At 40.2% G+C, this 23,398-nt stretch carries 17 protein-coding genes and 2 tRNA genes; 2 read left to right on the forward strand and 17 right to left on the reverse strand.

The genetic code is table 11. From position 1 onward, the window contains the following. Window positions 1-225: 225 nt before the first annotated feature. The 4 genes from CPC19_RS07920 to CPC19_RS07935 all read right to left on the reverse strand — a co-directional run bounded on the left by CPC19_RS07920 (window position 226) and on the right by CPC19_RS07935 (window position 5,573). Complete coding sequence (locus CPC19_RS07920; protein ID WP_240183328.1) at window positions 226-732, reverse strand: TetR/AcrR family transcriptional regulator; 507 nt, start codon at window positions 730-732, stop codon at window positions 226-228. 270 nt (window positions 733-1,002) lie between these two features. After that, entirely contained in the window at window positions 1,003-4,089 is a 3,087-nt protein-coding gene (locus CPC19_RS07925) for an efflux RND transporter permease subunit (RefSeq protein ID WP_016389449.1), read from the reverse strand. Next, window positions 4,082-5,152, reverse strand: coding sequence for an efflux RND transporter periplasmic adaptor subunit (locus CPC19_RS07930; RefSeq protein ID WP_016389450.1), 1,071 nt, complete (start codon window positions 5,150-5,152; stop codon window positions 4,082-4,084). The genes CPC19_RS07925 and CPC19_RS07930 overlap by 8 nt, the downstream gene beginning before the upstream one ends. A 127-nt stretch (window positions 5,153-5,279) precedes the next feature. Further along, a complete protein-coding gene (locus CPC19_RS07935) occupies window positions 5,280-5,573 on the reverse strand; it encodes a putative quinol monooxygenase (protein WP_015005769.1) in 294 nt (97 codons plus the stop codon). Between the two features lie 535 nt (window positions 5,574-6,108). On the opposite strand from CPC19_RS07935, the gene dinB reads away from it, so the two are divergent. Continuing rightward, window positions 6,109-7,206, forward strand: a complete 1,098-nt coding sequence (dinB, locus tag CPC19_RS07940) for a DNA polymerase IV (protein ID WP_016389451.1) — start codon at window positions 6,109-6,111, stop codon at window positions 7,204-7,206. A 160-nt stretch (window positions 7,207-7,366) separates the two neighbouring features. On the opposite strand, the gene CPC19_RS07945 is transcribed toward dinB, so the two are convergent. The 6 genes from CPC19_RS07945 to CPC19_RS07970 all read right to left on the reverse strand — a co-directional run bounded on the left by CPC19_RS07945 (window position 7,367) and on the right by CPC19_RS07970 (window position 11,169). Next, window positions 7,367-7,442: transfer RNA gene (locus CPC19_RS07945), tRNA-Glu, on the reverse strand. A gap of 56 nt (window positions 7,443-7,498) precedes the next feature. Beyond that, window positions 7,499-7,574: transfer RNA gene (locus tag CPC19_RS07950), tRNA-Ala, on the reverse strand. 42 nt (window positions 7,575-7,616) lie between these two features. Beyond that, window positions 7,617-9,035 carry a glutamate--tRNA ligase gene (gene gltX / locus CPC19_RS07955; protein ID WP_015005767.1) on the reverse strand — a complete coding sequence of 473 codons (1,419 nt, stop codon included), beginning with the start codon at window positions 9,033-9,035 and terminating at the stop codon, window positions 7,617-7,619. Between the two features lie 232 nt (window positions 9,036-9,267). Beyond that, entirely contained in the window at window positions 9,268-9,981 is a 714-nt protein-coding gene (dnaQ, locus tag CPC19_RS07960; RefSeq protein WP_016389452.1) for a DNA polymerase III subunit epsilon, read from the reverse strand. Then, window positions 9,978-10,415 carry a ribonuclease HI gene (gene rnhA, locus CPC19_RS07965; RefSeq protein ID WP_015005765.1) on the reverse strand — a complete coding sequence of 146 codons (438 nt, stop codon included), beginning with the start codon at window positions 10,413-10,415 and terminating at the stop codon, window positions 9,978-9,980. The genes dnaQ and rnhA overlap by 4 nt, the downstream gene beginning before the upstream one ends. Then, window positions 10,384-11,169: a class I SAM-dependent methyltransferase gene (locus CPC19_RS07970; RefSeq protein ID WP_016389453.1), complete on the reverse strand. Its 786-nt coding sequence runs from the start codon at window positions 11,167-11,169 to the stop codon at window positions 10,384-10,386. Before CPC19_RS07970 ends, rnhA begins: the two co-directional genes overlap by 32 nt. A 58-nt stretch (window positions 11,170-11,227) precedes the next feature. Between CPC19_RS07970 and CPC19_RS07975 the strand changes: the two genes are divergently transcribed. Further along, complete coding sequence (locus CPC19_RS07975; RefSeq protein WP_016389455.1) at window positions 11,228-12,826, forward strand: LysM peptidoglycan-binding domain-containing protein; 1,599 nt, start codon at window positions 11,228-11,230, stop codon at window positions 12,824-12,826. A 10-nt stretch (window positions 12,827-12,836) separates the two neighbouring features. Here the strand turns inward: CPC19_RS07975 and CPC19_RS07980 are convergent, their stop codons facing one another. From CPC19_RS07980 to CPC19_RS08010, 7 genes are all read right to left on the reverse strand, one after another. Continuing rightward, complete coding sequence (locus CPC19_RS07980; protein WP_035850297.1) at window positions 12,837-14,831, reverse strand: dipeptide ABC transporter ATP-binding protein; 1,995 nt, start codon at window positions 14,829-14,831, stop codon at window positions 12,837-12,839. 5 nt (window positions 14,832-14,836) lie between these two features. Beyond that, complete coding sequence (gene serB / locus CPC19_RS07985) at window positions 14,837-15,664, reverse strand: phosphoserine phosphatase SerB (RefSeq protein ID WP_016389457.1); 828 nt, start codon at window positions 15,662-15,664, stop codon at window positions 14,837-14,839. A gap of 46 nt (window positions 15,665-15,710) precedes the next feature. Continuing rightward, window positions 15,711-17,060, reverse strand: a complete 1,350-nt coding sequence (locus CPC19_RS07990; RefSeq protein WP_016389458.1) for an ABC transporter permease — start codon at window positions 17,058-17,060, stop codon at window positions 15,711-15,713. Beyond that, on the reverse strand, window positions 17,060-18,037 hold the full coding sequence (locus CPC19_RS07995) for an ABC transporter permease (protein ID WP_015005759.1): 978 nt from the start codon (window positions 18,035-18,037) through the stop codon (window positions 17,060-17,062). Before CPC19_RS07995 ends, CPC19_RS07990 begins: the two co-directional genes overlap by 1 nt. Further along, window positions 18,034-20,121 (reverse strand): ABC transporter substrate-binding protein, encoded by a 2,088-nt coding sequence (locus tag CPC19_RS08000; RefSeq protein WP_035850399.1) that lies wholly within the window; start codon window positions 20,119-20,121, stop codon window positions 18,034-18,036. Before CPC19_RS08000 ends, CPC19_RS07995 begins: the two co-directional genes overlap by 4 nt. Before the next feature lie 66 nt (window positions 20,122-20,187). Then, window positions 20,188-21,450 carry a dicarboxylate/amino acid:cation symporter gene (locus CPC19_RS08005; protein ID WP_016389460.1) on the reverse strand — a complete coding sequence of 421 codons (1,263 nt, stop codon included), beginning with the start codon at window positions 21,448-21,450 and terminating at the stop codon, window positions 20,188-20,190. Between the two features lie 6 nt (window positions 21,451-21,456). Further along, complete coding sequence (locus CPC19_RS08010) at window positions 21,457-23,364, reverse strand: SurA N-terminal domain-containing protein (RefSeq protein ID WP_015005756.1); 1,908 nt, start codon at window positions 23,362-23,364, stop codon at window positions 21,457-21,459. Window positions 23,365-23,398: the final 34 nt, after the last annotated feature.

Genomic DNA, 23,398 nt, shown 5'->3' on the forward strand with positions numbered 1-23,398 from the left:
ATTTAAATGGATCTGATTATTAATGAGATTTCACTGATCAATTCCTTAAAACAATGAAGGTTATTACCACTCGTGGTGGTCAATACACTGAATGCGTTAGTAGGAATTATCAACGCAATAAGTCTGGAATTAGCTTGAGAATTTAAATAATTTAGATATTTAAACGAATTTGCTTACAGTTGTTAAGAACAATTCACATAAACATATTGAAGAATAACTAGGCGCTTACGTACTTTTAAGCCCCGCTATTGCCATATTAAATATTTGCTCTGCAATAAAATCTGGACTATTGATGGAATCATCATAACCAGGAAAGTATTTTCTAAATTCCATCGTTTCATAATAATTTAGTGCCATACCAAAAATCAAAACCGTCGTGACATCTGCATGACATGCAGGGTTAGCCTCTATCACTAGCTCTTTTAAATTATTATATTCCTCGGATAATACCTTCTCTGCAAGCTTCTTAATACGCTTAGGATCAGCATCCAGTTGTTCACGTTTAAAAAGCTTCGCCACTTCAACGTTATCATTCATAAAGTGGCAAAAGTTATTTATAAATCGGTACAGTTTACTTTCTAAAGTTTCATCAGGATCAGAGGTTACTCGCCATGCTTTAGCGTGCTCAAGGTAAGCACTGTCTAAAACCATGTCATATAACTCTGCCTTTGATTTATAGTGAATATATAAGGAACCGAGACTGGTCGATGATTTAGCAGCTATCTCTCTCATAGTAACTGCCTTAAAGCCATATTTTGAAAATAGCGTTAACGCAACATCAAATATTTTATTTTTCTTATCCAATCCTTTCGATAATTTCATTTCAAAAATTATTAAACTAAAAGAAATAGTATACAAGTAATATAAAAAAAAAGAACTTCAACCTTGATATAGAGCAGTTTATAAGTGCAAGAACCTATAACTTTCCTCAATACAGCAATACTTTTAAGACCGCTGCGATCAGAATAATCGTTATTAGTTTCTGCGCTCAGCCAGTATCCTTTACTGACTTTTAACCTTAAAAAACGCCACGTACATCGTTGGAAATACCAGCAATGTTAACAAGGTCGCAACTAACAGTCCCGACATCATAGTGATCGCCATTGGACCCCAAAAATAATCTGTAATCAACGGTATCATCGCGAAAATAGCTGCCAAGGCTGTCAAAATAATCGGCCGAGCACGTCGTACAGTTGACTCCAATACCGCATTCCAAGGTGATGAACCCGCCGCTAAATCTTGATCAATTTGATCCATTAAAATAATCGAATTTCGAATAATAATACCCACCAAGGCCAGTAAGCCAAGCCGTGCTACTAGACCAAATGACAAGTCCAATACTAATAAAATAAAGACAACACCAATCAGTCCTAATGGTACCGTCATTAAAACTAAGAACATTTTTTTTATACTATTTAGCTCAAACATTAATAAGGTAAGTATCGCAATCAACATAAAAGGCATTGTTTTCGCTAATTGTGTATCAACTTCTCTGGAGATATCCACTTCTCCAAACACTTCAACCCGATAACCACTAGGTAATGAATCACGTAACTCATCTATCTGTGGTTTTAACGCTTTAACCACATCAAAATTCAACACGCCCTCTTCCAATAATGACTGCACAATCACCGAACGATATCCGTTATAGCGCCAGATAACACCTTCTTCAAATTTCAAACTGATATCTGCCAGCTCAGACAACGCAACGGTTGTTCCGTTGCCTAAGGGCACTTGTAAATAATTAATTCGATCTAGGTTATAACGATTCTCCGATTCATTACGAAGCACAACATCAATATGGTCATTACCCTCGCGATATTGAGTCACCGGTAAGCCATTAAGCATAACACCGAGTGTTTTGCTCAACTGAGCCGGATCAGTCCCACTAGCTGCCACACGGGGCAAGTCAAGCTTAATATCTACCACCACCCGTTTTTCTCGACGATTATCATGCACATCTCTTGTTTGTGGATTATTTCTGAGTATGTCTTTTAATTGCTCAGAAATATCAGCCAATTTTTCAGCATCATTTCCAGTGATTAAATATTGAACGGGGTAGTTGAACGGTAAACCATATACAAGGTTATACACACGGGTTCGCACATTGGGTTGATGTGTTGCAAAATAGTCGCTTAACAAAGTTTTTATTTGTGCACGTGCCTCTAGGTTCTTTGCAATCACAATAATTTTGCTGTAGTTCGCATTAGGTTGCTCTATGTACATATCATTCTGTACACGCAAAGAATCCCCGCCGATATAAGTAAGGTAATTTTCAATATTATCTTGTGCGTCTAGCAACCGTTCAACATCGGCGATCTGACGCTCCATTTGATGGTAGCTAGTCCCCTCCGGGAACCAGACATCGACCAGTGCCTCAGGGCGATCATTGCCTGGAAAAAACTCCATTTTTACATGCTGCATTCCAAATATGGTCAAAACGAATGCGAGTGCCGTGACCCCTAGTACCGTTTTGTTATGACACATACACCAAGCGATTAAGCGGCGAAACCGATTATAAAAATCACTCTGATACATAGCCGAATTGTCGACATTAGCCGTTTGTATGTGCTGCTTACCCTGGTGTTCAACCTTTAGCAATTTAAAAGACAAATAAGGGGTTAACAATACAGCCACTATCCAAGAGGCAATTAACGCCACACCAATCACTACAAAAAGATTACCCAATATCTCATTCGGTGCTGCATCGACAATATAAACTGGTAAAAAACCTACGGCCGCAATTAAGGTACCACTTAACATCGGTTTCGATGTCGCAGTATATGCATAGGTAGCAGCTTTTAACCTATCCCAACCTTGCTCGAGTTTTACATGAACTAATTCCACCACGATCATCGCATCATCTACTAACAAGCCAAGTGCAATGACTAAGGCACCCAAAGAGGTACGGGTAAGGGGGATTCCTAATATAGACATCATGACAAATACCAAACCCAAAACCACAGGAATGGCTAGCGCTACGATAAAGCCGGTACGAAACCCAAGTGAGAAATAGCAAACCACCAATACAATAAAAACAGCTATTAATAATTTAAGCAAAAACCGATTGATTTGTGCTTGCACAGATTTAGGCTGATCGCTCACCAAAACGACCTCCACACCAGCGGGTAACTGTTCTGTAAACTCTGCCATGGTGGCCTTAACCTCATCTGACAAGGTCAGTAATTGATAGCCTTTACGCATCGTAATACCTAGCCCAATAGACGGGTTACCATTAACACGCATCCTGAATACAGGCGGATCGTCGTAACCTCGGCTAATAGTGGCGATATTTTCAAGATATATAACGCTATTATCCTGTAGCTTAATAGGCAGTTTTTTTATATCGTCAATGGATTGAAAACGATCATTAAGGCTAAGCCTATAATAGGACTGCTTACCTTCTATTCGGCCACTGGTTTGCACCTTATTATGTTGTTGCAACAACATACCAATTTGCAAAGGATCTAAACCCAGCGCCGACATACGCTTATCATCCATCTCTACAAATATTTTTTCATTTTGTACGCTGTATAAAATAGCTTTTTCCACTGACTCAATACGCACCAAAGCATTTCGCGCTTTCTCAGCATAATCTTTCAAATCCGCAAATGAGTAGTCGTCACTATTGAAGCTGTACACCATTGAAAAAATATCGCCAAACTCATCATTAATAAAAGGACCTTGAACACCTTCAGGCAATCGGTGTTGAATATCATTGATTTTTTTTCGTATGTCATACGCACGATCCTTCATCTCTATCGCGGCATTTGGCATAAAATCTTCAATATTAACGATTAACCACGCCTCACCCGGTTTACTAAACGAGCTGACTTCGCGAAGCCAAGGCACTTCTAGTAATTTTGTTTCAATGGGGTCTGTCACGAATTGCGACATTTCTTCTGCCGACGCCCCGGGCCATTTCACATTAACCACAATAGTTTTAATTGCAAAAACGGGTAAATCACGCTGCCCTAGCTTGAAAAAGGCAAACGTTCCGGCCACCAAAATAACAACCATAAAATAGATCAGCACCTGTGAGTGCTTTATTCCCCATCGTGCGAGGTTTATGCGCTCTTTATCACTCATTGGTTAAAACTCTAACCGTATTACCTTCTTCAATTTTATTAGCGCCAGCAATCACCACCCATTGGCCATCTTTTAAGCCATCAACAATACTCACATGGTCTGCTAGTGATTGACCCAGAGTAACCTGCTTAGCACGAACCTGTTTTGTCGTTGAATCAACGGTCATGACCATCATTTGACCATCATTCTTAACAATAGCAGACGTTGGCAACAAGCCTACACGATCCTCTTTTATTGAAAATAACGCATGCCCTGTCATACCCAGTTTTACCCCGTTGGGTTGCTCATTAAGACTCAGTTTTACTCTATACGAGGGGGCGTTAATGGTTGAAATAGGGCTAATTTCACGAACTGATGCAGCATATTCTTTATCGTCATAGGCCCAAAGTGTAACGCTGACTGACTGACCAATTGATAATTGATTAATCTCTTTTTCTGCTACCGCTGTAACAAATTCCCAACCATCTTTCCAGGCAAACATAGCAATGGCTGCGCCAGCTTTAACCACATCACCGACTTCTTTACTAAGTGAAATAACAACACCGTCTGCTGGGGCTAATAATTGCGTATACCCATGCTGATTCACACGTTGAGCATATTCCGCTTTCATCACGTTTAATTCAGCATAAGCGGCTCGTTCAATATTAATCGCTTTATCAAGCTCGGATTGCCCAATAAACTTCTTTTGACGTAATTCTTTAGCCCGAGCCAAATCACGCTGAGCTCTTTGTAAATCTGCTTCAGCAGCCTTTTTCTTATTGGAATAGCTTTCATTGCTCAACGCATAGTCTTTTGCATCAAGCAATGCAATAAGGTCACCTTTTTGCACTACATCACCAACTTCAACTAGGCGCTCAATCAAACGACCTTCTACCTGGAATGATAACTCAGTTTGATATCGAGCTTGAACACGACCCGGGTAATCCATAATACGAGTCGCCGGTTGATATGAAAAAGTAGTTACATCAACGAGCTTATTTAATGGTTGACTATTCGATACATCACCACAAGCACTAAGAGTGATGGCTAAAATAGCAATCAGAGCAACGGATAAAATATGCATAAATTTTTATTATTATTAAAGTTTGGGGCTGAAGGTCAGCCCCTATCGAGTATTAATACCTAGAAAAGGTATCATTTTTATTTATCTGAAGCTTCTTTAGCTCCAGTCTATTATTTTTTAATAACGCTTATATATCTAAGGCTGAAAGAAACTTAGAAGCCGGTGGCGCTGTTAACAGAGCACCCAGTTTTTTTAGATCTCCTCGTTCTCCACGCCAAGCAACATAGCTTTCATGATCTGCACGTGTTTCCCACTTTTCAAGTAGCACAATATTTAAAGGGTCATCATCATTGCAAGTTACAACAATACTCTGACAACCTTTAAAGGACCGTGTATCTGGCAAAATAGCTTCCAGTGTATTCAATAACGTTTCACGATTGTCTGCACTCACGTGCATATCCAGAGTTACATCTATAGACATTATTTTCTCCTATTTTAATTTTCATTATTGGTTTGCTATCAATGGTCAACAGTCAACATAACCTGACGCCAAAAATACTAACAGAAAAGTGAGCTATGTATGGCAGGTGCAAGCAAAACTTCTCGTAACTAGCCATCCGTAATCCGCCTAGCTGTTCACAGCCACTAAACCATGTTGACACCATCATGTATAGCTGAAAAATTAGTAAATCTATAATAAACGTACAGATAAACCACACAAGCCCTACGCCTATTTACTTAAACCGCAGATACATAATTAGCCACATAATAACGCGCCCGACGATTATAAAACTAATTTCACCTGCACCATAAAGCTAGATTTAATTTTTGCAGACACCGTCACTAAATGGCTCTGTTTCAATTTCCATTATTTTTTCTCTTTAGACACTTTCTCCATTCCGGGGGCCCTTTAATCGCAGTTCTATAACAGGCATCACTATCTTTATTGCTGGCTTATTTATTACAATGCGCCTTGCCTATCTTAAAATAAAGAAAACTCGGCATAATGTGAGTTAATGACCCCTTTGCAACGAAAAATTATCCATATCGACATGGATGCCTTCTTTGCCTCCGTTGAACAGCGTGACCAGCCTGAACTACAAGGCAAACCTGTTATTGTCGGTGGCCAGCCCAATAGTCGTGGTGTGGTAGCGGCTTGTAGCTACGAAGCACGCCAATTTGGCATTCATTCTGCCATGCCCTGCTCACGCGCTTACAGACTTTGTCCACAAGCTATATTTATTCCGCCTAGATTTGATGCCTATAAAGCCGTATCAAAAATAATCCATGAAATATTCTGGCGTTATGCCACAGACGTTGAACCCTTATCACTTGATGAAGCGTATCTTGATGTTAGCCATAGCAGCGAATATAAAGGCTCAGCAACGCGGATCGCTGAAGCCATTAAACATGACATTAAAGCCGAAACGCAGCTGATTGCATCAGCGGGTGTTTCATACAATAAATTTTTGGCAAAAATAGCCTCTGATATGGATAAGCCTGATGGCCTGTATGTTATAAGACCAGAACAAGGCGAAGCGTTTATAGCAACCCTACCTATTGGAAGTTTTTACGGTGTTGGCCCTGCCACAGAGATAAAAATGAATAAATTAGGCATTAAAACAGGCCGTGATTTACGCTCTAAAAGCTCTGTCGAATTAACTAAGCATTTTGGTAAATCAGCCGAGTACTTTTTCCAAATCGCGCGTGGTATCGACCATCGCCCTGTACGCAGCACACGTATTCGAAAATCATTAGGTAAAGAAACAACATTCAAAACGGATGTTTATGATAAAACCTTACTGCTTGAAAAACTCAATCAATTAGCGCAAAAGGTCTTCGATAATTTAGCAGCTCAGCAGTTCATGGCTAAAACAATCACCGTAAAAATAAAATACGCAAATTTTAAATCAGTGACTCGTTCGTACAGCAGTACTAAAATTTTTATTCAATTACCTGAAATACCCAACATACTCACAGAATTACTCTCTCGCACTGACGCTGGTCAACAAGGTGTTCGATTAGTCGGCATCAGTGCCAGTGGTTTACAAAGTATGAACGATAAAAAAGCAAAAAATGGGCCCGCTGATCAACTTGAGTTTAATTTAAACTAACCCCTCCTTTTAGGTCTGCTCCTTTCAGCATTTATTGTTGTTTCTCACAAATACTGCCTTATTAAAACCTTTCTACTAAAGCACTCTAGCCTGTTTAAATCTGAGAAATATCTACGCGCATAAAAAAAACCGCTTACATTTCTGTAAGCGGTTTTTTAAATGGCGTCCCCAAGGGGGTTCGAACCCCTGTTACCGCCGTGAAAGGGCGGTGTCCTAGGCCTCTAGACGATGGGGACTAAGTCTATATTTACTACAAAAGTGAATCGTCTAAATCACTTTATCACCAAAAAAATGGTGGAGCCAAGCGGGATCGAACCGCTGACCTCAACACTGCCAGTGTTGCGCTCTCCCAGCTGAGCTATGGCCCCTCTTGGCAGGACGCGAATTGTACTGAATGATTAACTAAGTGTCTAGCCTTCTTGCAGAAGAATTCTATTTTTTATGTAATCTATCCCTCTTTTGATGTTTTTTATACAGGTTTCTTTCCCCAGCAAGAAAAGCGTTGCATCTAATGCTGGTGAAACTGATGTACCTGATAATGCAACACGTAATGGCTGCGCAACTTTTCCAAGTTTTAAATCCAAAGTTTCAGCCGTTTTTATAATCACCTCATGCAGCTTTTCTTTAGACCAGTCATCTAACGCTTCAAATGTTGCTAGCATCATTTCTAAGGGTTCTAAACTAGCTGCCTTTAAATTCTTTTTAGCTGCTTTTTCATCAAACGCCTCATAGTTATTATAAAACATAAGACTTTTTTCGGCCATTTCTTTTAATGTTTTAGCGCGCTCTTGCTGTGTTTTTACAAGCTCTATAATGGATGGTCCCTTATCCACATCACAACCTTGCGCTACTAATTGTTCACTTAATGGCTCAACCAACCGCTCAGGGTCACTATTTATAATGTATTGTTGATTAATCCAAAGTAGTTTCTCTGTATTGAATGTTGAGGCGGTTCTATTGACATCTTTAATATCAAATAACTCAATCATTTCAGCTTGTGTAAACAACTCTTTGTCACCATGAGACCAGCCTAAACGAACCAAATAATTCAATAAGGCCTCGGGTAGAAAACCGTCATCGCGATATTGCATAACACTAACTGCACCATGTCGTTTGGATAATCGTGCGCCATCGTCGCCAAGAATCATCGGCACATGTGCAAATCGAGGTTCCTGAGCACCAAGTGCTTTCATAATGTTGATTTGTCGAGGTGTATTGTTGATATGATCATCGCCGCGTATCACATGCGTCATATTCATATCTAAGTCATCCACCACAACGGTTAAGTTATACGTTGGTGTGCCATCTGATCGGGCAATAACCAGATCATCTAACTCGTCATTAGCAATGGATATTTCGCCGCGTACCAAATCATCAAAAACAACCATACCCGTTTCTGGGTTTTTAAAGCGTACCACGGGTGACACGCCTTCAACAGCTTCTGTACGGTGTCGGCACTTCCCGTTATAACGTGGTTTTTGTTTATTAGCACGCTGCTGCTCACGCATTGCTTCTACTTCTTCAGCAGAACAATAACAATGATAAGCATCACCTTGTTCTAATAGCTGTTCAATAATTTCTTGATAACGGGGAAATCGCTCTGTTTGAAAAAAAGGCCCTTCATCATGGGATAGTCCAAGCCACTTCATACCATCAAAAATAGCTTGCACAGATTCGTCTGTAGACCGTTCACGGTCGGTGTCTTCTATTCTTAATACAAACTGCCCTTTTGTTTTTTTAGCATATAACCATGAAAATAAGGCTGTTCTTGCACCACCAACATGTAGGTAACCTGTGGGGCTAGGAGCAAATCGTGTACGGACTGTCATTTAAAATCACCAGATAAAATAAAAGCGATATTTTATACTCAACGAGGGTAAGTTTCATTGAAGTCAGCAAAAAACTGTTACTAAATGAAGCCTTCACAAAATAATAACTTTCGTTAAGGCTTTAGCAGCCCCGTAATGGCTCGTTACATCGCATTAAGTCATTTGCTCATGATCGACAAAATAGTCTCTATTTAAAACCAATGACTTTTCTTGATATTTACACGCCTTATATCTACTGAGCAGTTTGGTTAATTTTATCCCAAACACATTGGCCACCGGACGCTTTATTAATCATTTCCATTCGCTCAGCGTGCTTTTCTAACTCGTCACTGTTCGCCTTAATAACTGGTAAAAGCTGGCGATTCTTATCTAACATTTTAGGCTCAAATACAGTATCCGTTTGATGCTCATCAGCAAACAGAGAGTTCTGCCCACCGGTCATCATCAAATACACATCGGCTAGAATCTCAGCATCTAGCAAAGCGCCATGCAACGTTCGTTGGCTATTGTCTATCTCAAAGCGCTTGCAAAGCGCATCTAAGCTATTACGTTGGCCAGGAAACATCTTTCTAGCCATATGCAGAGAGTCTGTCACCTCACACCACGATGCCATATCTGTATGATCCGAACCCATCAAACTGTATTCATGATTAATAAAGCCAACGTCAAATGCCGCGTTGTGAATAATCACTTCGGCTCCTTTTAGATACTCGAAAAGTTCTTCTGCAATATTCTCATATAACGGTTTATCCGCTAAAAACTCAGCTGTTAAACCATGCACCTCAACAGCCCCTTCATCAATATCTCGCTGCGGATTCAAGTAATAATGGAAGTTGTTCCCTGTTAAACGTCTATTAACCAACTCAACGCATCCTACCTCGATAATACGGTGCCCCTGTTTTGGCTCAAGCCCAGTGGTTTCAGTATCTAAAATAATTTGTCTCATAATGAATCTATACCCATATTTGCCAGCTCATCGGCTCTATCATTACCTACATTACCACTATGCCCTTTAACCCAAACCCATTTAATAGTGTGCGGTTGAGCCAATGCATCTAATTGTTGCCAAAGATCCACATTTTTAACGGGCTTTCTACTCGCCGTTTTCCAGTTTCTTTTTTTCCAGTTGGGTAACCACTCATTAATGCCACTTAAAACATATTTAGAGTCACTATTGATGGTTAATTCCGCTGGTTCTTTTAATAGTTTCAACGCTTCAATTACCGCGGTTAGCTCCATACGGTTATTGGTCGTTTCTAGCTCTCCCCCGTAAATTTCTTTTTTAGTCCCGTTGTACTGCAAACTGGCGCCCCAACCGCCTATTCCTGGGTTTCCTCGGCATGCGCCGTCAGTGTATATTTGTACGCTCTTTTTTAACATGTATTATCTTTGTCGCTGGTTCAGTTAGAGGTGAAATAAATCGTTTTTTTAAATCTTTTAAATGAAAAATAGGCGTGCCACCTGAAACACGCTTAACACCCATTACAAAATATGCGGCTGGCAAAAAGGGCAAACAGGCCAGTACCTTTTCAATAAGTTTTTGTCGTGTCGTCGTCGCTTCTTTTTTATGAAATGGAAACAAACAGCAACCTTTGCTTTTTTCAATCTCGAAATTCAACAACCTTAACCAATCGACCACCCGATAACGACTAATAAAATGACCGTTCCAAGGTGTTTTTTTCATCACTTTTGGTAAAAATCGAGGTAAATGCCAAAAAGACCACGGATTAAACCCCATCAATAAGATAATGCCTTCAGGCCTTAATACTCGATCTACTTCGCGCAAAACTTGGTGAGGGTTTTCTTCAAACTCTAATGTATGAGGCATAATAACAACATCTACACTATGTGTTTCTATCGGTAAACTATCGGCCTCCCCGACGATGCATGGGTAGTTTGTCGTCTTGTTTAACTCATGGTCCAAAATAGTGTAATGAGCAAAACGCATTGCTTCATGAAGCTCGTCTTCCCAACCGATAAAATCAAGCTGTAATACTTCTGGGTGAAACCCCTCTTTGAGTTTTTCACTTAATAAAACAGATTCCGTTTGCCGAAAAATTTGCCCAATAGGCGACTCAAACCAATGACGAAGTTCGCTAGTGCTGCCTATAAATGAGTTTTTTCTGTCTACCATTAATTAAACAACCTATAATTAGAATATTAAACTAACCCGTCACAACTAGCCCAATTCAATGCGATATTTAATCACAAATAAAACGATCAGTTTTCTTTTATTTGCCAGCTTTACTATACTTATTTCTTGTACCCCGATACAGCTTAAACCGACGCCAACAGCTGAACTAAACCCTTCTACTGAAGCACAATCGCTAGCTAGTTCAAGCACTATAAAGGCTGTTCAAAAAACGCCTTCATCTAACGTCAATTTGTCGAAAAATCTCTGGTCTCGTTTGTTCTCATTGTATCAATTCCCGACCATTGAAAACGACCGCATCCAAGCTGAGATTGACTGGTACAGCAAACACCCTGACTATTTAATACGCGTTCAACAAAATGCAAAACCGTATCTTTTCCATATCGTTAATGAAATAGAAAAACGCGGACTTCCCGGTGAACTTGCCCTCTTACCCATTGTTGAAAGTGCTTATAAGCCCTTTGCTTATTCGCATGGCAGAGCTGCTGGTTTATGGCAGTTCATCCCCTCTACTGGTGTCGCATACGGCTTAAAACAAACTTGGTGGTATGATGGGCGACGTGATGTGTACGCTTCTACAAATGCTGCTTTAACTTACCTTACAAAACTATCTAAACGATTTGATGATGATTGGTTTCTTGCCTTAGCTGGCTATAATGCAGGCGGCGGTTCTGTGTCGTCAGCAATGAGAAAGAACAGGCGACTCGGTCACCCAACTGATTTTTGGGCACTTAGCCTTCGCAAAGAAACGCGACATTACGTCCCCAAATTAATTGCCATTGCAAGTATTCTTGCAAATGCCGACAAGTACAATGTAACACTCATCGATATCCCTAATGAGCCATTTTTTGAAAAAGTAAACATTACAAAACAACTTGACCTTGCTCGCGCCGCTGAGCTTGCCGAAATTAGCATTGAAGACTTATACATTCTTAACCCTTCATTTAACCAATGGGCAACCAGCCCTGAAGGGCCCCATTACCTACTACTTCCCGTGTCTAAATCTGCCGATTTTAAAACTAAATTGGCTGCTTTACCCGACTCACAACGCTTAAAGTGGGTTCGCCATAAAGTTAAAAACGGCGAAACTTTGGGACAAATTGCTAGACGTTACCGCACGACGGTTACACAAATAAAACAAGCTAACCCTATTAAAAACAACCTGATCAGAGCTGGCAAGCATCTACTTATACCTACGGCTAATTACAATAATCGTTTATACGCTAGTAGTGCGGATATGCGTAAAAGTGACATTATTAACACCTCGCGCCAGGGGCAAAAAGTAGAGTATTACGTTCAGTCAGGCGATTCATTCTGGAGTATTGCTAAACAATACGGAGTGGGCGTTCGCAGCTTAGCTAAATGGAATGCAATGGCCCCCAGAGATACCTTAAGAATTGGTCAAAAGCTGGTTATTTGGAGTCAGCACCCAACACATCCAAGCCCGCGTACGCAACTCGCCTCTAAACGTAAAAACCAGACTATTCGCTATACCGTAAAAAGCGGTGACTCTTTGTACCTTATTTCTAGGAAGTTCAACGTTAGCATTATAGATTTGAAACGTTGGAACACCTTAAATAAGAAATACCTGAAGCCAGGACAAAAACTAAAAATTATTGTTGATGTCACCAGGACATAACAAGCTACGTTTACCGATACAACAAACAGGCTACTTTATGGCTTTCACTCAATAACACATCAGTCGGTTTGATTTGGCTACAATCAGCCATCGCTTGATCACAACGTGTATGGAAATGGCAGCCAGTTGGCGGATTAGCGGGTGATGGCATATTATCTGGTAGTTTAATGACCTTTTTCCCCAAATCGTTATCCCAGCTAGGAACTGCTTCAATCAATGCCTTTGTATAAGGGTGAGCCGGGCGATTAAGTACCTCTTCAACCTTGCCATATTCAACAATTCGCCCTAAATACATAACGGCAACCTTATCAGCCAAATAAGCCACCACTGACAGATCATGAGTAATAAATAAATAACTAAGCCCTTGCTCATGTTGCAGTTGTTTCAACAAATTTAAAACTTGCGCTTGCACAGAAACATCTAACGCACTGGTTGGTTCATCACAAACAATTACTGACGGATTAACCGCCAAAGCACGGGCAATACAAAGACGTTGACGCTGCCCGCCTGAAAACTCGTGAGGATAACGTAATCTAACCTCTGTTGTTAAGCCAACTTTAAGCAGTAAGCTGTTGCACTCGCGCACAACATCGGCATCACTTAAATTAGATTTTAACGCCCTAATTCCTTCCTCCAAAATATCACCAACCAGCATTCTTGGGTTCATCGATGAGAATGGATCTTGGAAAATAATTTGCAGCTGCTGGCGGTATGCTTGAAAAGCTTTTTCTGAGAGCTTTGCGATATTCTGCCCCTTATATACAACATCACCCGATGTAATAGGCAACAACCGTAACAGTGCTTTTCCTAACGTGGTTTTGCCACAACCGGACTCCCCAACTAACGCAGTTGTACTGCCTGCTGTTAAGTCCAAACTAACCTCATCTACCGCCTTAACCTGCCCAACCGTGCGCTTTAGCAAGCCTTTCTTGATCGGAAAATGAACTTTTAATTGATTAACCGTTAACGATGAATGGTTTACCGCATCTTCATTTGAAGGAGCCAATGTAGTCCCTAGTTTCTCAACCAGTTCAAGCTCGCCTACCCTTATACACCTTACTTGATGTGTATTAGATACCTCGGTCCACTCAACCATAGTCGAATCTACACAAGACGACTGTTTAAAATCACAACGATCTGCAAACCGGCAGCCAACAAATGGCTGCGATAGCTTAGGAACTGTGCCTGGCAGGGTTACCAACGACTCCTTGCGCTTTTCCATTTTAGGAACAGCATCAAATAAACGCTGACTATAAGGATGTACTGGCTTTTTAAAAAAGTCATCTCGCGATGCCATTTCAACTAACTGCCCTGCATACATCACCGCAACTTTGTCAGCCATATCAGACACAATGCCCAAGTCATGCGTGATAATCCATAACGACATGCCCATTTCTCGCTGCAATTCTTTAAGCAACTGTAGAATTTGCGTTTGGATAGTTACATCTAGCGCTGTTGTCGGCTCATCGGCAATCAATAAATCAGGCTCATTTGCTAACGCAATGGCAATCATCACTCGCTGTCTCATTCCTCCGGATAATTGATGGGGGTAATCAGCATAACGTTCATCTGCATCCGGTATACCGACTTGTTTAATCAATCCTATGACACGTTTTCTCACATCCTCAGCGGCTTGTTTCTTATGCACTAAAACTGCTTCTGCAATCTGCTCCCCAATACTTAGCACTGGGTTCAACGATGTCATTGGATCTTGAAATATCATCGATATACGCGCTCCACGTACCTGACGCATATCTTTTTCTGCCATCCGTAATAGATCGACGCCCCGATATAGTACCTTTCCTGCTGTTATTTGCGCGTTATTAGACAACAGCCTCATTACTGATAAAGCAGTCACTGACTTGCCACAACCCGACTCACCAACCAGTGCAAAGGTCTCCCCTTCAGCAATGTCAAAACTTACACCATCAACCGCTTTAACCGTTTCAGACGGTTGATTAAATTGAGTCATCAGTCCGTCAACGGACAGTATCGGTGCGCGCATCTTAATTAAGCTTTCAGTAGATCAACCACAGCATCTAAACCACGATGGTTTAATTGAATATCTGTTTGAGCCTGAACGGTTGGTTTTGCATGATAAGCCACGCTTAAACCAGCACAATTCATCATCAACAAGTCATTGGCGCCATCACCCATTGCTATCACTTGATGCTGCGCTAACCCCAATTCCTTAGACAACGCTAATAACAAATCTGCTTTTGATTGTGCGCCAACAATATCACCCTCCACTGCACCGGTTAGGCAACCATCAGCAACTTCCAAGGTATTAGCTAGTGTGTAATCTAGGTTTAATCTGTTTTTTAATTTTTCAGTAAAAAAAGTAAAACCACCTGACACTAGGGCCAACTTTATCTTTGACTGCTTTAAATAATCATTAAGTTTCTCTGCACCCGGGTTTAGCTTTAACCGTTCATCATAGACACGTTGTAACTCCCCGACAGGTAACCCTTTCAATAACGCAACTCGTTGAGTCAACGACTCTTCAAAATTTAACTCACCACGCATCGCAGCTTCTGTAATACTCGACACCTTTGGCTTGATACCTAACATATCAGCAATTTCATCAATACATTCAATAGAAATTAATGTTGAGTCCATATCAGTGACTATTAAGCGTACTTGCTGTCCATCGAAATGATCTGGTAACCGACTTACATCGCAGTTTAATGCCTGGCGTACTGCTGAAAGCTCAACAAACTGTGGACTCGTTAAGCTATAAAACCCATCGTTAGGTTCAGCTTTTGTATCAAAAACCTTACTGATATAAGAAAGGTCTTGATCAGAAAAAAGAGCATCATGGAAAATATATTTATTCATTATTCAATACGTTACAAATTTAATTTAAGTTAATCTACGCTTTCAATTATATTGATCTTGGGTCAAAAGCATCCCGTACGACATCCGCAAATAAATTAGCCGCTAACACCAAGGTAAACATAAAAATAAACGCCGCGGTTAAAGACCACCAAACAATCGGCTCACGCGCCATTTCTAACCGCGATGTATTAATCATATTGCCCCAGCTGTGGGTTGATGGATCAACACCTATATTTATATAAGACAGAACCGCTTCGGCCAGCACTAATCCACTAAAATCGAGCACAATAGTAATCATCACTAAATGCATGACATTAGGCAGCACATGCCGCTTCAACAATTGAAACTTTCCAACACCTAATGCTCGGGCAGCAACAACATAGTCCATTTCGCGAATTTTCAAGGTTTCCGCACGTAATAGTCGACAAAGCCCTGTCCAACTCGTAATACCTAAAATCATACACAGCAGCAAGAGCCGCATATCCGCTCTGTCTTCAACTGTGGTAAATAATTCAGGGTTATTTGCCATATAGACCTGCGCCATTAAGATAGCTGCAGCTATCAGTAACACACTAGGAATGGAGCTTAGGGTGGTATAGAGGTATTGAATAACATCGTCTATCCAACCACGAAAAAACCCAGCGGTTAAGCCAAAAGTAATCGCTATAGGCAACATAACAATGGTTGTCAGTGCACCAATAACCAAGCCTGTACGAATACTTTTTATCGCTTGATAAAGCACATCTTCGCCCACCTTGTCTGTACCTAAAACATGGTAATGAGGTGCTAACATTGTTAAAACAGACACTAAGCAAAATATAACCAATAGCGTTAAGAGACAACTCCTGAGGCCATTAGAGCCAGTAAATAATGCACGTTTACTTATCAGCTTAAAAATAGCTATTAAGAAGAACCAGACCAAAGCCCCCGTTGCTAGTCCTTGTAAGATTTTAACCAGGATATCTTTTTGCTTATCAGATGGTTTAGCTAAATGCGCCCCTCCATGAAGCAACGGAGGATAAACCCAGCGAGTAACACCGCTTGCATCGACACGCATTTCTTTAGCATAGGCCAAATGTGCAAAAGGCTTAGAGTACGTTTTCTCTACCTTTGTGCGCAAAGGCGTCAATATGATATCCAACACACTGACGACTTCTGCATGTTCATTTATTTGTCCATTCGCTAATGTTTCATGATGCTCAAGCCGAATAGAATCTAACGTACCAATCAATAAAAACACCAATAAAACGGTTAGTGATATAACGCCAACCGAGTTGTTCATTACTTTTAACCAAGGCCGGCGTAAATGTTCTTTTTTTCGAGAATAGCAAACAGCCCATACCCCACTGATCACAAGGGCAAACACAGCCATATCTGTCCATAAAAGCGTCAGCATTAATCTAGCCTTACTCTTGGATCAACCAAGGTGTAAGAAATATCGGTCAAAAGCAGGCCAATAATGTATAAAAATGAACCAAGAAACACCATTGAACGAACAATAGCAAAGTCTTGACTACTGATCGCGTCAATGGTGTAACTGCCTAAACCCGGTATTCCAAAAAACGATTCGGTAATCAAGCTCCCCATAAAGAGCAAGGGTAATATCACAACAATGCCGGTTAGAATTGGAATCATGGCATTTTTAAGCACATGTTTAAATAATACTTCGATATCAGACAGCCCCTTTGCTTTTGCTGTTCTAACATAATCCTTTGCAGCCTCTTCTAAAAATAATGTACGGTACCAGCGAACACCAGAGCCTAAACCAGACACCACACCAATCAACACAGGTAGGATAATAAACTTAAGCGCATCGACACCCGGAGCATATCCAGAAATGGGGGTTAGCGCTAACAACTTGCCTACAAAATATTGACCAGCAATAATATAAAACAGCCCTGAAATAGACATTAAGGCTATACATAAAAACAAACCACCAAACTCTAAAATACTGCCTCGATAAAATATTAATAAGAGGGCAAATGTAATATTTGCTAATACCCCAAATATTAATGATGGAATAGCGATAGCTAAACTGGGCCACATCCGTTGCGAAATATCGGCAACAATATCACGACCACTATCAGAAACGCCTAAATCAAATACAAACAAACCCACTGATTTTTCAAAAAAAATTGTTTCCGAAAACTGTTTAACACCCGCTTCTTGCTTGTTCCACAGTAACGGTAAATTATAGCCACGTTGTTGCTTCCAGTTATCAACCGCAGCCTGAGTCACATGTTTATCACCCAGTTGCATTCGCGCCATATCATCGGGTGAGTTAACAATAAAAAATAGTACAAACGTTAATATATTGACCCCAAGCAACACAGGTAATACATAAAACAAACGTCTGATAATGTAATTAATCATAGGGCTGTGGAACGCTCAATTCGCCGATAGATAATGTAAGCAGGTAATAGTAAACAGGCTATCACCAATAAAACGAACACTAATGGCCAATAAACCGGCGCATTCCATTTCTTTTGATATTCATCCCTCACCTCAGGGTCAATATTGATGTATTTAGTTTTATTATTGGCCATTAAATTGGGGTATGCATTTTTATACCAAGCATGATGTAGTGAAAAAGCTTTTGGATGAAAGCCCCATAACCACGGTGCATCTTGTTGGCTGATTGCTACCATTTGTTTAATGATCGCTTGACGTTCAGGGGTATTTTCCATGGCGCTCATTTTCTCAAACAAACGATCAAACTGTTTATTTTGATAATTAGAAGCATTTTCACCACCATGAATTGATTTGGCATTTTTGCCATATAACAAAAATAAAAAATTCTCAGGATCTGGGTAATCTGCATTCCAACCCCACATAAACATTTGCGCATTACCATTACGCATTTTTTCTTGGAAGCGATTGTAATCTGTACTACGAATAACCAGTTGAATATTAAGTTTATCAAACTGTTTACGTAACCAATTTAGTCTAGCTTTACTATCTGGCCCACTGTCCATTGTGTCAAAATATAAAACCAACGGTTTCCCAGTTGCTGGGTCTAACCCATTCGGGTAGCCCGCCTCAGCCAGCAACTCCCTTGCTTCAGCCACAGTCCGTCTGCGTAAGCCATCACGCCAGTTATAAACAACAGGGTTCATCCCTTGCTTACCAGCAACATGACCAAAAATACCTGGAGGAATAATACTTTGTGCTGGAACACCACGACCATTTTGAAAAATTGAAATATATTCCTCATAATCCATAACTATAGAAATAGCATGACGTAGCTTTCTAGTCTTGTCAGAATCACCACCAACAACATTATCTAACATATTAAACGCGAAATAATAGGTCGATGTTGTCACCGCTGTTTGTAGGCCAATGCCACGTGCAATCATATTATCGGTTAAACCAACATCCCCTTGCGCCGAAAAACTAACCGCTTGGTCAAAACTATCTGAGCTAATACCGGAGACATCGTAATAACCTTGTAAAAATTTATTCCAATAAGGAATGCTCTCTTTTTCTAACGAGAAAATCACTTTATCTGTTAAGGGTAATGGTTTGCCTGCATCCATCAATAAGGTCTGAATATCTGCACTAGGGTATGCTTCTGAAGGGTAATACTCCGTATGAAAATTAGGGTTTTTTGCCAGAACCATTCGCCTATTAGGGTTATTTTCTTGCAAAAAATATGGTCCTGTTCCCACAGGGAACCAATCTAATGTTATGTTTTTTTCTACTAATAGAGGGTTTGAATAAAACTCATCTGCTTCCCAGGGCATTGGTGCAAAAAATGGCATTGCTAACCAATTTATAAACTGTGGGTATTTCCCTTTGATGCGAATCGTAAAGTGTTGACCCGTTAATTTTTTGATGCCAGTCATTTGCTCAGAGTGCAAACGTTGAGTTTTACTTAATCTAGGCGATTTATTTTGTAATGCCGTTTGTTTTTCTGAAAACTCTTTAAAACCCACTATATAGTTCGCCATTAAGCTGGCGATTGGTGATTGTGTTGCTGGGTCAGCCAAACGCTTTATTTGATAAATAAAATCATCTACCGTTAATGTACGTGTTGCCGTTGGTAAGTCGTATAAAGACCGAGTATCCCAACCCTCGGGCAATGTTTTATGTAATTCAAGATTAAAACTCGGGTGGGGCTGAAATTTAATATCATTTTTAATTGTTAAATGATATTCACTAAAAGCAATATTGGCCACATCCGCATCGTCTGGCAAATATTCACCTTTCGCATTTAAGTAGCTGACCGAAGGCATTTTAGCGGCCGATAGCGGTTCTAATTGATAAGGCCGTTTTAAATAATGATATTGAAATAATGGTTCGTAGACCTGCGCAATAATGGCATACTCATTTGAACTGTACGCTTTCGCAGGATCAAGATGCTTAGGCCGTTCAGAAAATGACGAATATATGACCTTGCCTTCTCCGTGATCCTCAACATAAGGGTTATTTAAAGCCTTATCTGTACAAGCAGACATTAATAGCACTAAAAAGAGAAAACCCGCTGCCCTACGCAGTTTAATTACTGGCTTATTCACGATGATTTATTTTGATTGTAAAACCTGATCTTCGCCTTCACTTCGAGCAATAATAACTGCACCACAAGAATCACTAAATACATTAACGCTGGTTCTACACATATCCAAAACACGATCGACAGCAAGAATAAGCCCAATGCCCTCTAATGGAAGCCCTATTGTTACCAAAATAATACTGATTGCAACAAGACTTGCCGCTGGAATACCCGCTACACCAATCGAGGTAACCAAGGCTGTTAGGACAATAAGAAACTGCTCAGTAAACCCTAAACTTAAGCCATAAGCTTGAGCAATAAACATAGCTGCCACGCATTCGTATAACGCCGTACCATCCATATTAATAGTTGCACCTAACGGCAAGACAAAGCTACTTGTACGATTTGAAACACCTGCGTTTTTTTCAACACACTCTAACGTAATGGGCAGTGTGGCTGACGACGAGCTTGTTGAGAAAGAGGTCAGCAATGCGGGGGTCATCGCTTTGTAATGGCGAAGTGGTTTAACGCCACCGAGGTATTTCAACACTAATGGCATAACACCAAACATATGAATAACTAAAGCACCTAATACCGTAAAGAAAAAATAGGCTAATGGTAAAAAAGCAGCTAAGCCTGTTGAAGCAACTACTTTAGCTACTAAGCCAAAAACACCGATCGGTGCAAACTTCATGACCCAATCGGTCATTTTCATCATTACATCCAATACTGCATTCCAAAATGTCAGCAAAACTGTTTTTCTTTGTTCGATTATTTGAGTCATAAAATAGCCAAATAATAGTCCAAAAAAGATCAGCCCTAACATTTGACCATTGGCTGCTGCTGCGACAATATTGGTTGGCACCATCCGTAAAAATATACCGGTGATATCAGCAGCTCCTTTTCCTTCTAGCTTTGAAGCAACCTCTGTAATATCTTCCGTTAAGCCAACACGATCACGAACTGGCTCGCCAGCAATGATGCCTGGCTCTACGATATTAACCAAAACCAAACCGATTAAAATAGCAACCAGACTGGTCGACAGATAATACGTAATTGTCTTCCCACCTAAACGACCTAAACCACCTAAGTTACCCATATTTGCAATTCCACAAATAATCGATGACAAGATCAATGGGACTATCAACATTTTTAGTGCATTAAGAAATAACGTACCTAAAAATACATACACATCATAAAAAGTGAATGAACCTATACCCGCTTCTTCTCCTGTTGCAATACCCGCAATAATCGCTAAGCCAATTGCAATAAAAATTTGCCAGTGTAGTTTCATTTCAACTTATTGTGCTTGATTAGCTAAAACCACGTCTGCCTCAACACTTAAATTTTCTATTGTTGCGGCCAACATTACTTCACCAGTTAAACGTGATAAAAACTGCTTAAATGTTTGGCGTGAAGTCTCTGTCATCTCTGTTGGGTCGCCATCAGTTACTTTACTCAACTCAATAATCGCAACATCGCCATTGTCTAGCGTACTTAATTTAAAAGAGGGTTTTCCCTGTGTTGGGTGAGACATACTAAACGCATCGTTTAATAATTTTACTGGAACCGATTTATCATGCCTTGTCACCGGTCCAATATCTTCAAGCAGGACATCATCTGACGTTGACAAGGTATTAATCGTTACCCCTGATGTTAGCTGAGACAGTAAATCAGCCGCTTTCTGTGTTAACAATTCATTAGCCTTATCTTTTTTAACAGACAATTCAACTCTATCTTTTACTGCAGTTAACGGCATTGTTGCCTCAGGAACATAGTCATTAATACGTAATACAACTAAATGCTCAGAGCCTATTTCAATTGCATCGCTATTATTACCCGCTAAAACATCTTCATTAAACACAGCCTGACGCACTTTAGTGCTGGCAGCAATGCCCTCATCACTAGTACGTGTAATACCCGTTTGTTGTTCAACCGTTAACCCTAATTCATCAGCGATAGGGTTTAATGAATCTGGATTTTCAAACGCTAACTCAGCAAAACGCTCTGCTAGTTGATAAAACCTTTCGCTAGCAACATTTAATTTAAACAGTTCTGTTACTGTCTCTTCTACTGCTTCGTATGGTTGCACCTTATCAGCCTCTTTTGAGACCAGCTTTATAATATGAAAGCCGTATTGAGTTTGAACTACGTTACTAACCTCGCCTTCTTCAAGAGAATCCAGCGTTTTTTCAAACTCTGCGCCCATCATACCGTCGGTGATGATGCCTAAGTCACCACCTGATTCAGCCGAACCAATATCTTCAGACAACTCTTTAGCCAAGCTTGCAAAATTTTCTCCCTTGTTAAGTCGGCTTAAAACCATGTCGGCTTTTGCTCTCTTTTCCTCTCTCTCTGCATCTGCGAGATCAGCAGTTGCTTCAATCAATATATGGCTCGCTCTTCGATGACCGGATACCGTAAATGACTGACGCTCACGTTCATAGAACGCTAACAATTCATCTTTCGACGGGGAAACCTCCGACATCAAGTCAGACAAGTTTAATGAAATATATTCAATAGATGCTTCTTCAGGTGATCTATAAAGAAGCTTATTTTGTGAATAATGTTCATTAAGCTCTTCATCTGTTACCACCACTTCATTAACCACTGAAGAAATAGGCAGCAACAAATACTTAATATCCCTAGTTTGATTCGTTAAACGATGAAATTCATCTATTTCACTCTCGTCTACTAAGGTCGTACCTATAATAGAGTTTATAAATTGTTCTCGTTCAATGCTTGCACGTACCGTTTCTACAAAATCAGTGGTTGTTAAGCCTCTTGCTTGTAATAATTGCTCATAGGTTGTTTTATCAAACCGTCCGTCTTTATGAAAGGCATCTATATTAGAAATTACATCAAGAACGGCCTTGTTTGATGCGACATAGCCATCTTTATTAACTGTTTGCAAAACAAGTTGTTCTTGAATTAATCGATTCAACGACTCTTGGCGTATTGCCTCTTGATTAAATAAGTCAGCAGAGTATTGATCACCATATTGCTCTTTTAATTGAGCCACGCGGTTTTGATAAGCCTGATTAACATCCGCTTGGTAAATTTTATAATCCCCTACTTCAGCGACAGCTTTTTCGGACCCACCATTGGTGTAGTTTTGTAAGCCAAACAAAGCAAATGGGATAGAGATCATTATAAGAATAACCATACCCAACCAGCCTTTAACGTGTACCCGCAATCTATCTAACATAAAAAATAATCCACATAAAAATTTAAAAAAATAG

It is taken from the genome of Cycloclasticus sp. PY97N (genome assembly GCF_002443175.1).
GTDB classification, from domain to species: domain Bacteria; phylum Pseudomonadota; class Gammaproteobacteria; order Methylococcales; family Cycloclasticaceae; genus Cycloclasticus; species Cycloclasticus pugetii.

Bases quoted from the DNA above. Each gene is read 5' to 3' on its own strand.
- CPC19_RS07920 (WP_240183328.1), bottom strand. From the start codon at position 732: ATGAGAGAGATAGCTGCTAAATCATCGACCAGTCTCGGTTCCTTATAT.
- CPC19_RS07925 (WP_016389449.1), bottom strand. From the start codon at position 4,089: ATGAGTGATAAAGAGCGCATAAACCTCGCACGATGGGGAATAAAGCAC.
- CPC19_RS07930 (WP_016389450.1), bottom strand. From the start codon at position 5,152: ATGCATATTTTATCCGTTGCTCTGATTGCTATTTTAGCCATCACTCTT.
- CPC19_RS07935 (WP_015005769.1), bottom strand. From the start codon at position 5,573: ATGTCTATAGATGTAACTCTGGATATGCACGTGAGTGCAGACAATCGT.
- dinB (WP_016389451.1), top strand. From the start codon at position 6,109: ATGACCCCTTTGCAACGAAAAATTATCCATATCGACATGGATGCCTTC.
- gltX (WP_015005767.1), bottom strand. From the start codon at position 9,035: ATGACAGTCCGTACACGATTTGCTCCTAGCCCCACAGGTTACCTACAT.
- dnaQ (WP_016389452.1), bottom strand. From the start codon at position 9,981: ATGAGACAAATTATTTTAGATACTGAAACCACTGGGCTTGAGCCAAAA.
- rnhA (WP_015005765.1), bottom strand. From the start codon at position 10,415: ATGTTAAAAAAGAGCGTACAAATATACACTGACGGCGCATGCCGAGGA.
- CPC19_RS07970 (WP_016389453.1), bottom strand. From the start codon at position 11,169: ATGGTAGACAGAAAAAACTCATTTATAGGCAGCACTAGCGAACTTCGT.
- CPC19_RS07975 (WP_016389455.1), top strand. From the start codon at position 11,228: ATGCGATATTTAATCACAAATAAAACGATCAGTTTTCTTTTATTTGCC.
- CPC19_RS07980 (WP_035850297.1), bottom strand. From the start codon at position 14,831: ATGCGCGCACCGATACTGTCCGTTGACGGACTGATGACTCAATTTAAT.
- serB (WP_016389457.1), bottom strand. From the start codon at position 15,664: ATGAATAAATATATTTTCCATGATGCTCTTTTTTCTGATCAAGACCTT.
- CPC19_RS07990 (WP_016389458.1), bottom strand. From the start codon at position 17,060: ATGCTGACGCTTTTATGGACAGATATGGCTGTGTTTGCCCTTGTGATC.
- CPC19_RS07995 (WP_015005759.1), bottom strand. From the start codon at position 18,037: ATGATTAATTACATTATCAGACGTTTGTTTTATGTATTACCTGTGTTG.
- CPC19_RS08000 (WP_035850399.1), bottom strand. From the start codon at position 20,121: ATGTCTGCTTGTACAGATAAGGCTTTAAATAACCCTTATGTTGAGGAT.
- CPC19_RS08005 (WP_016389460.1), bottom strand. From the start codon at position 21,450: ATGAAACTACACTGGCAAATTTTTATTGCAATTGGCTTAGCGATTATT.
- CPC19_RS08010 (WP_015005756.1), bottom strand. From the start codon at position 23,364: ATGTTAGATAGATTGCGGGTACACGTTAAAGGCTGGTTGGGTATGGTT.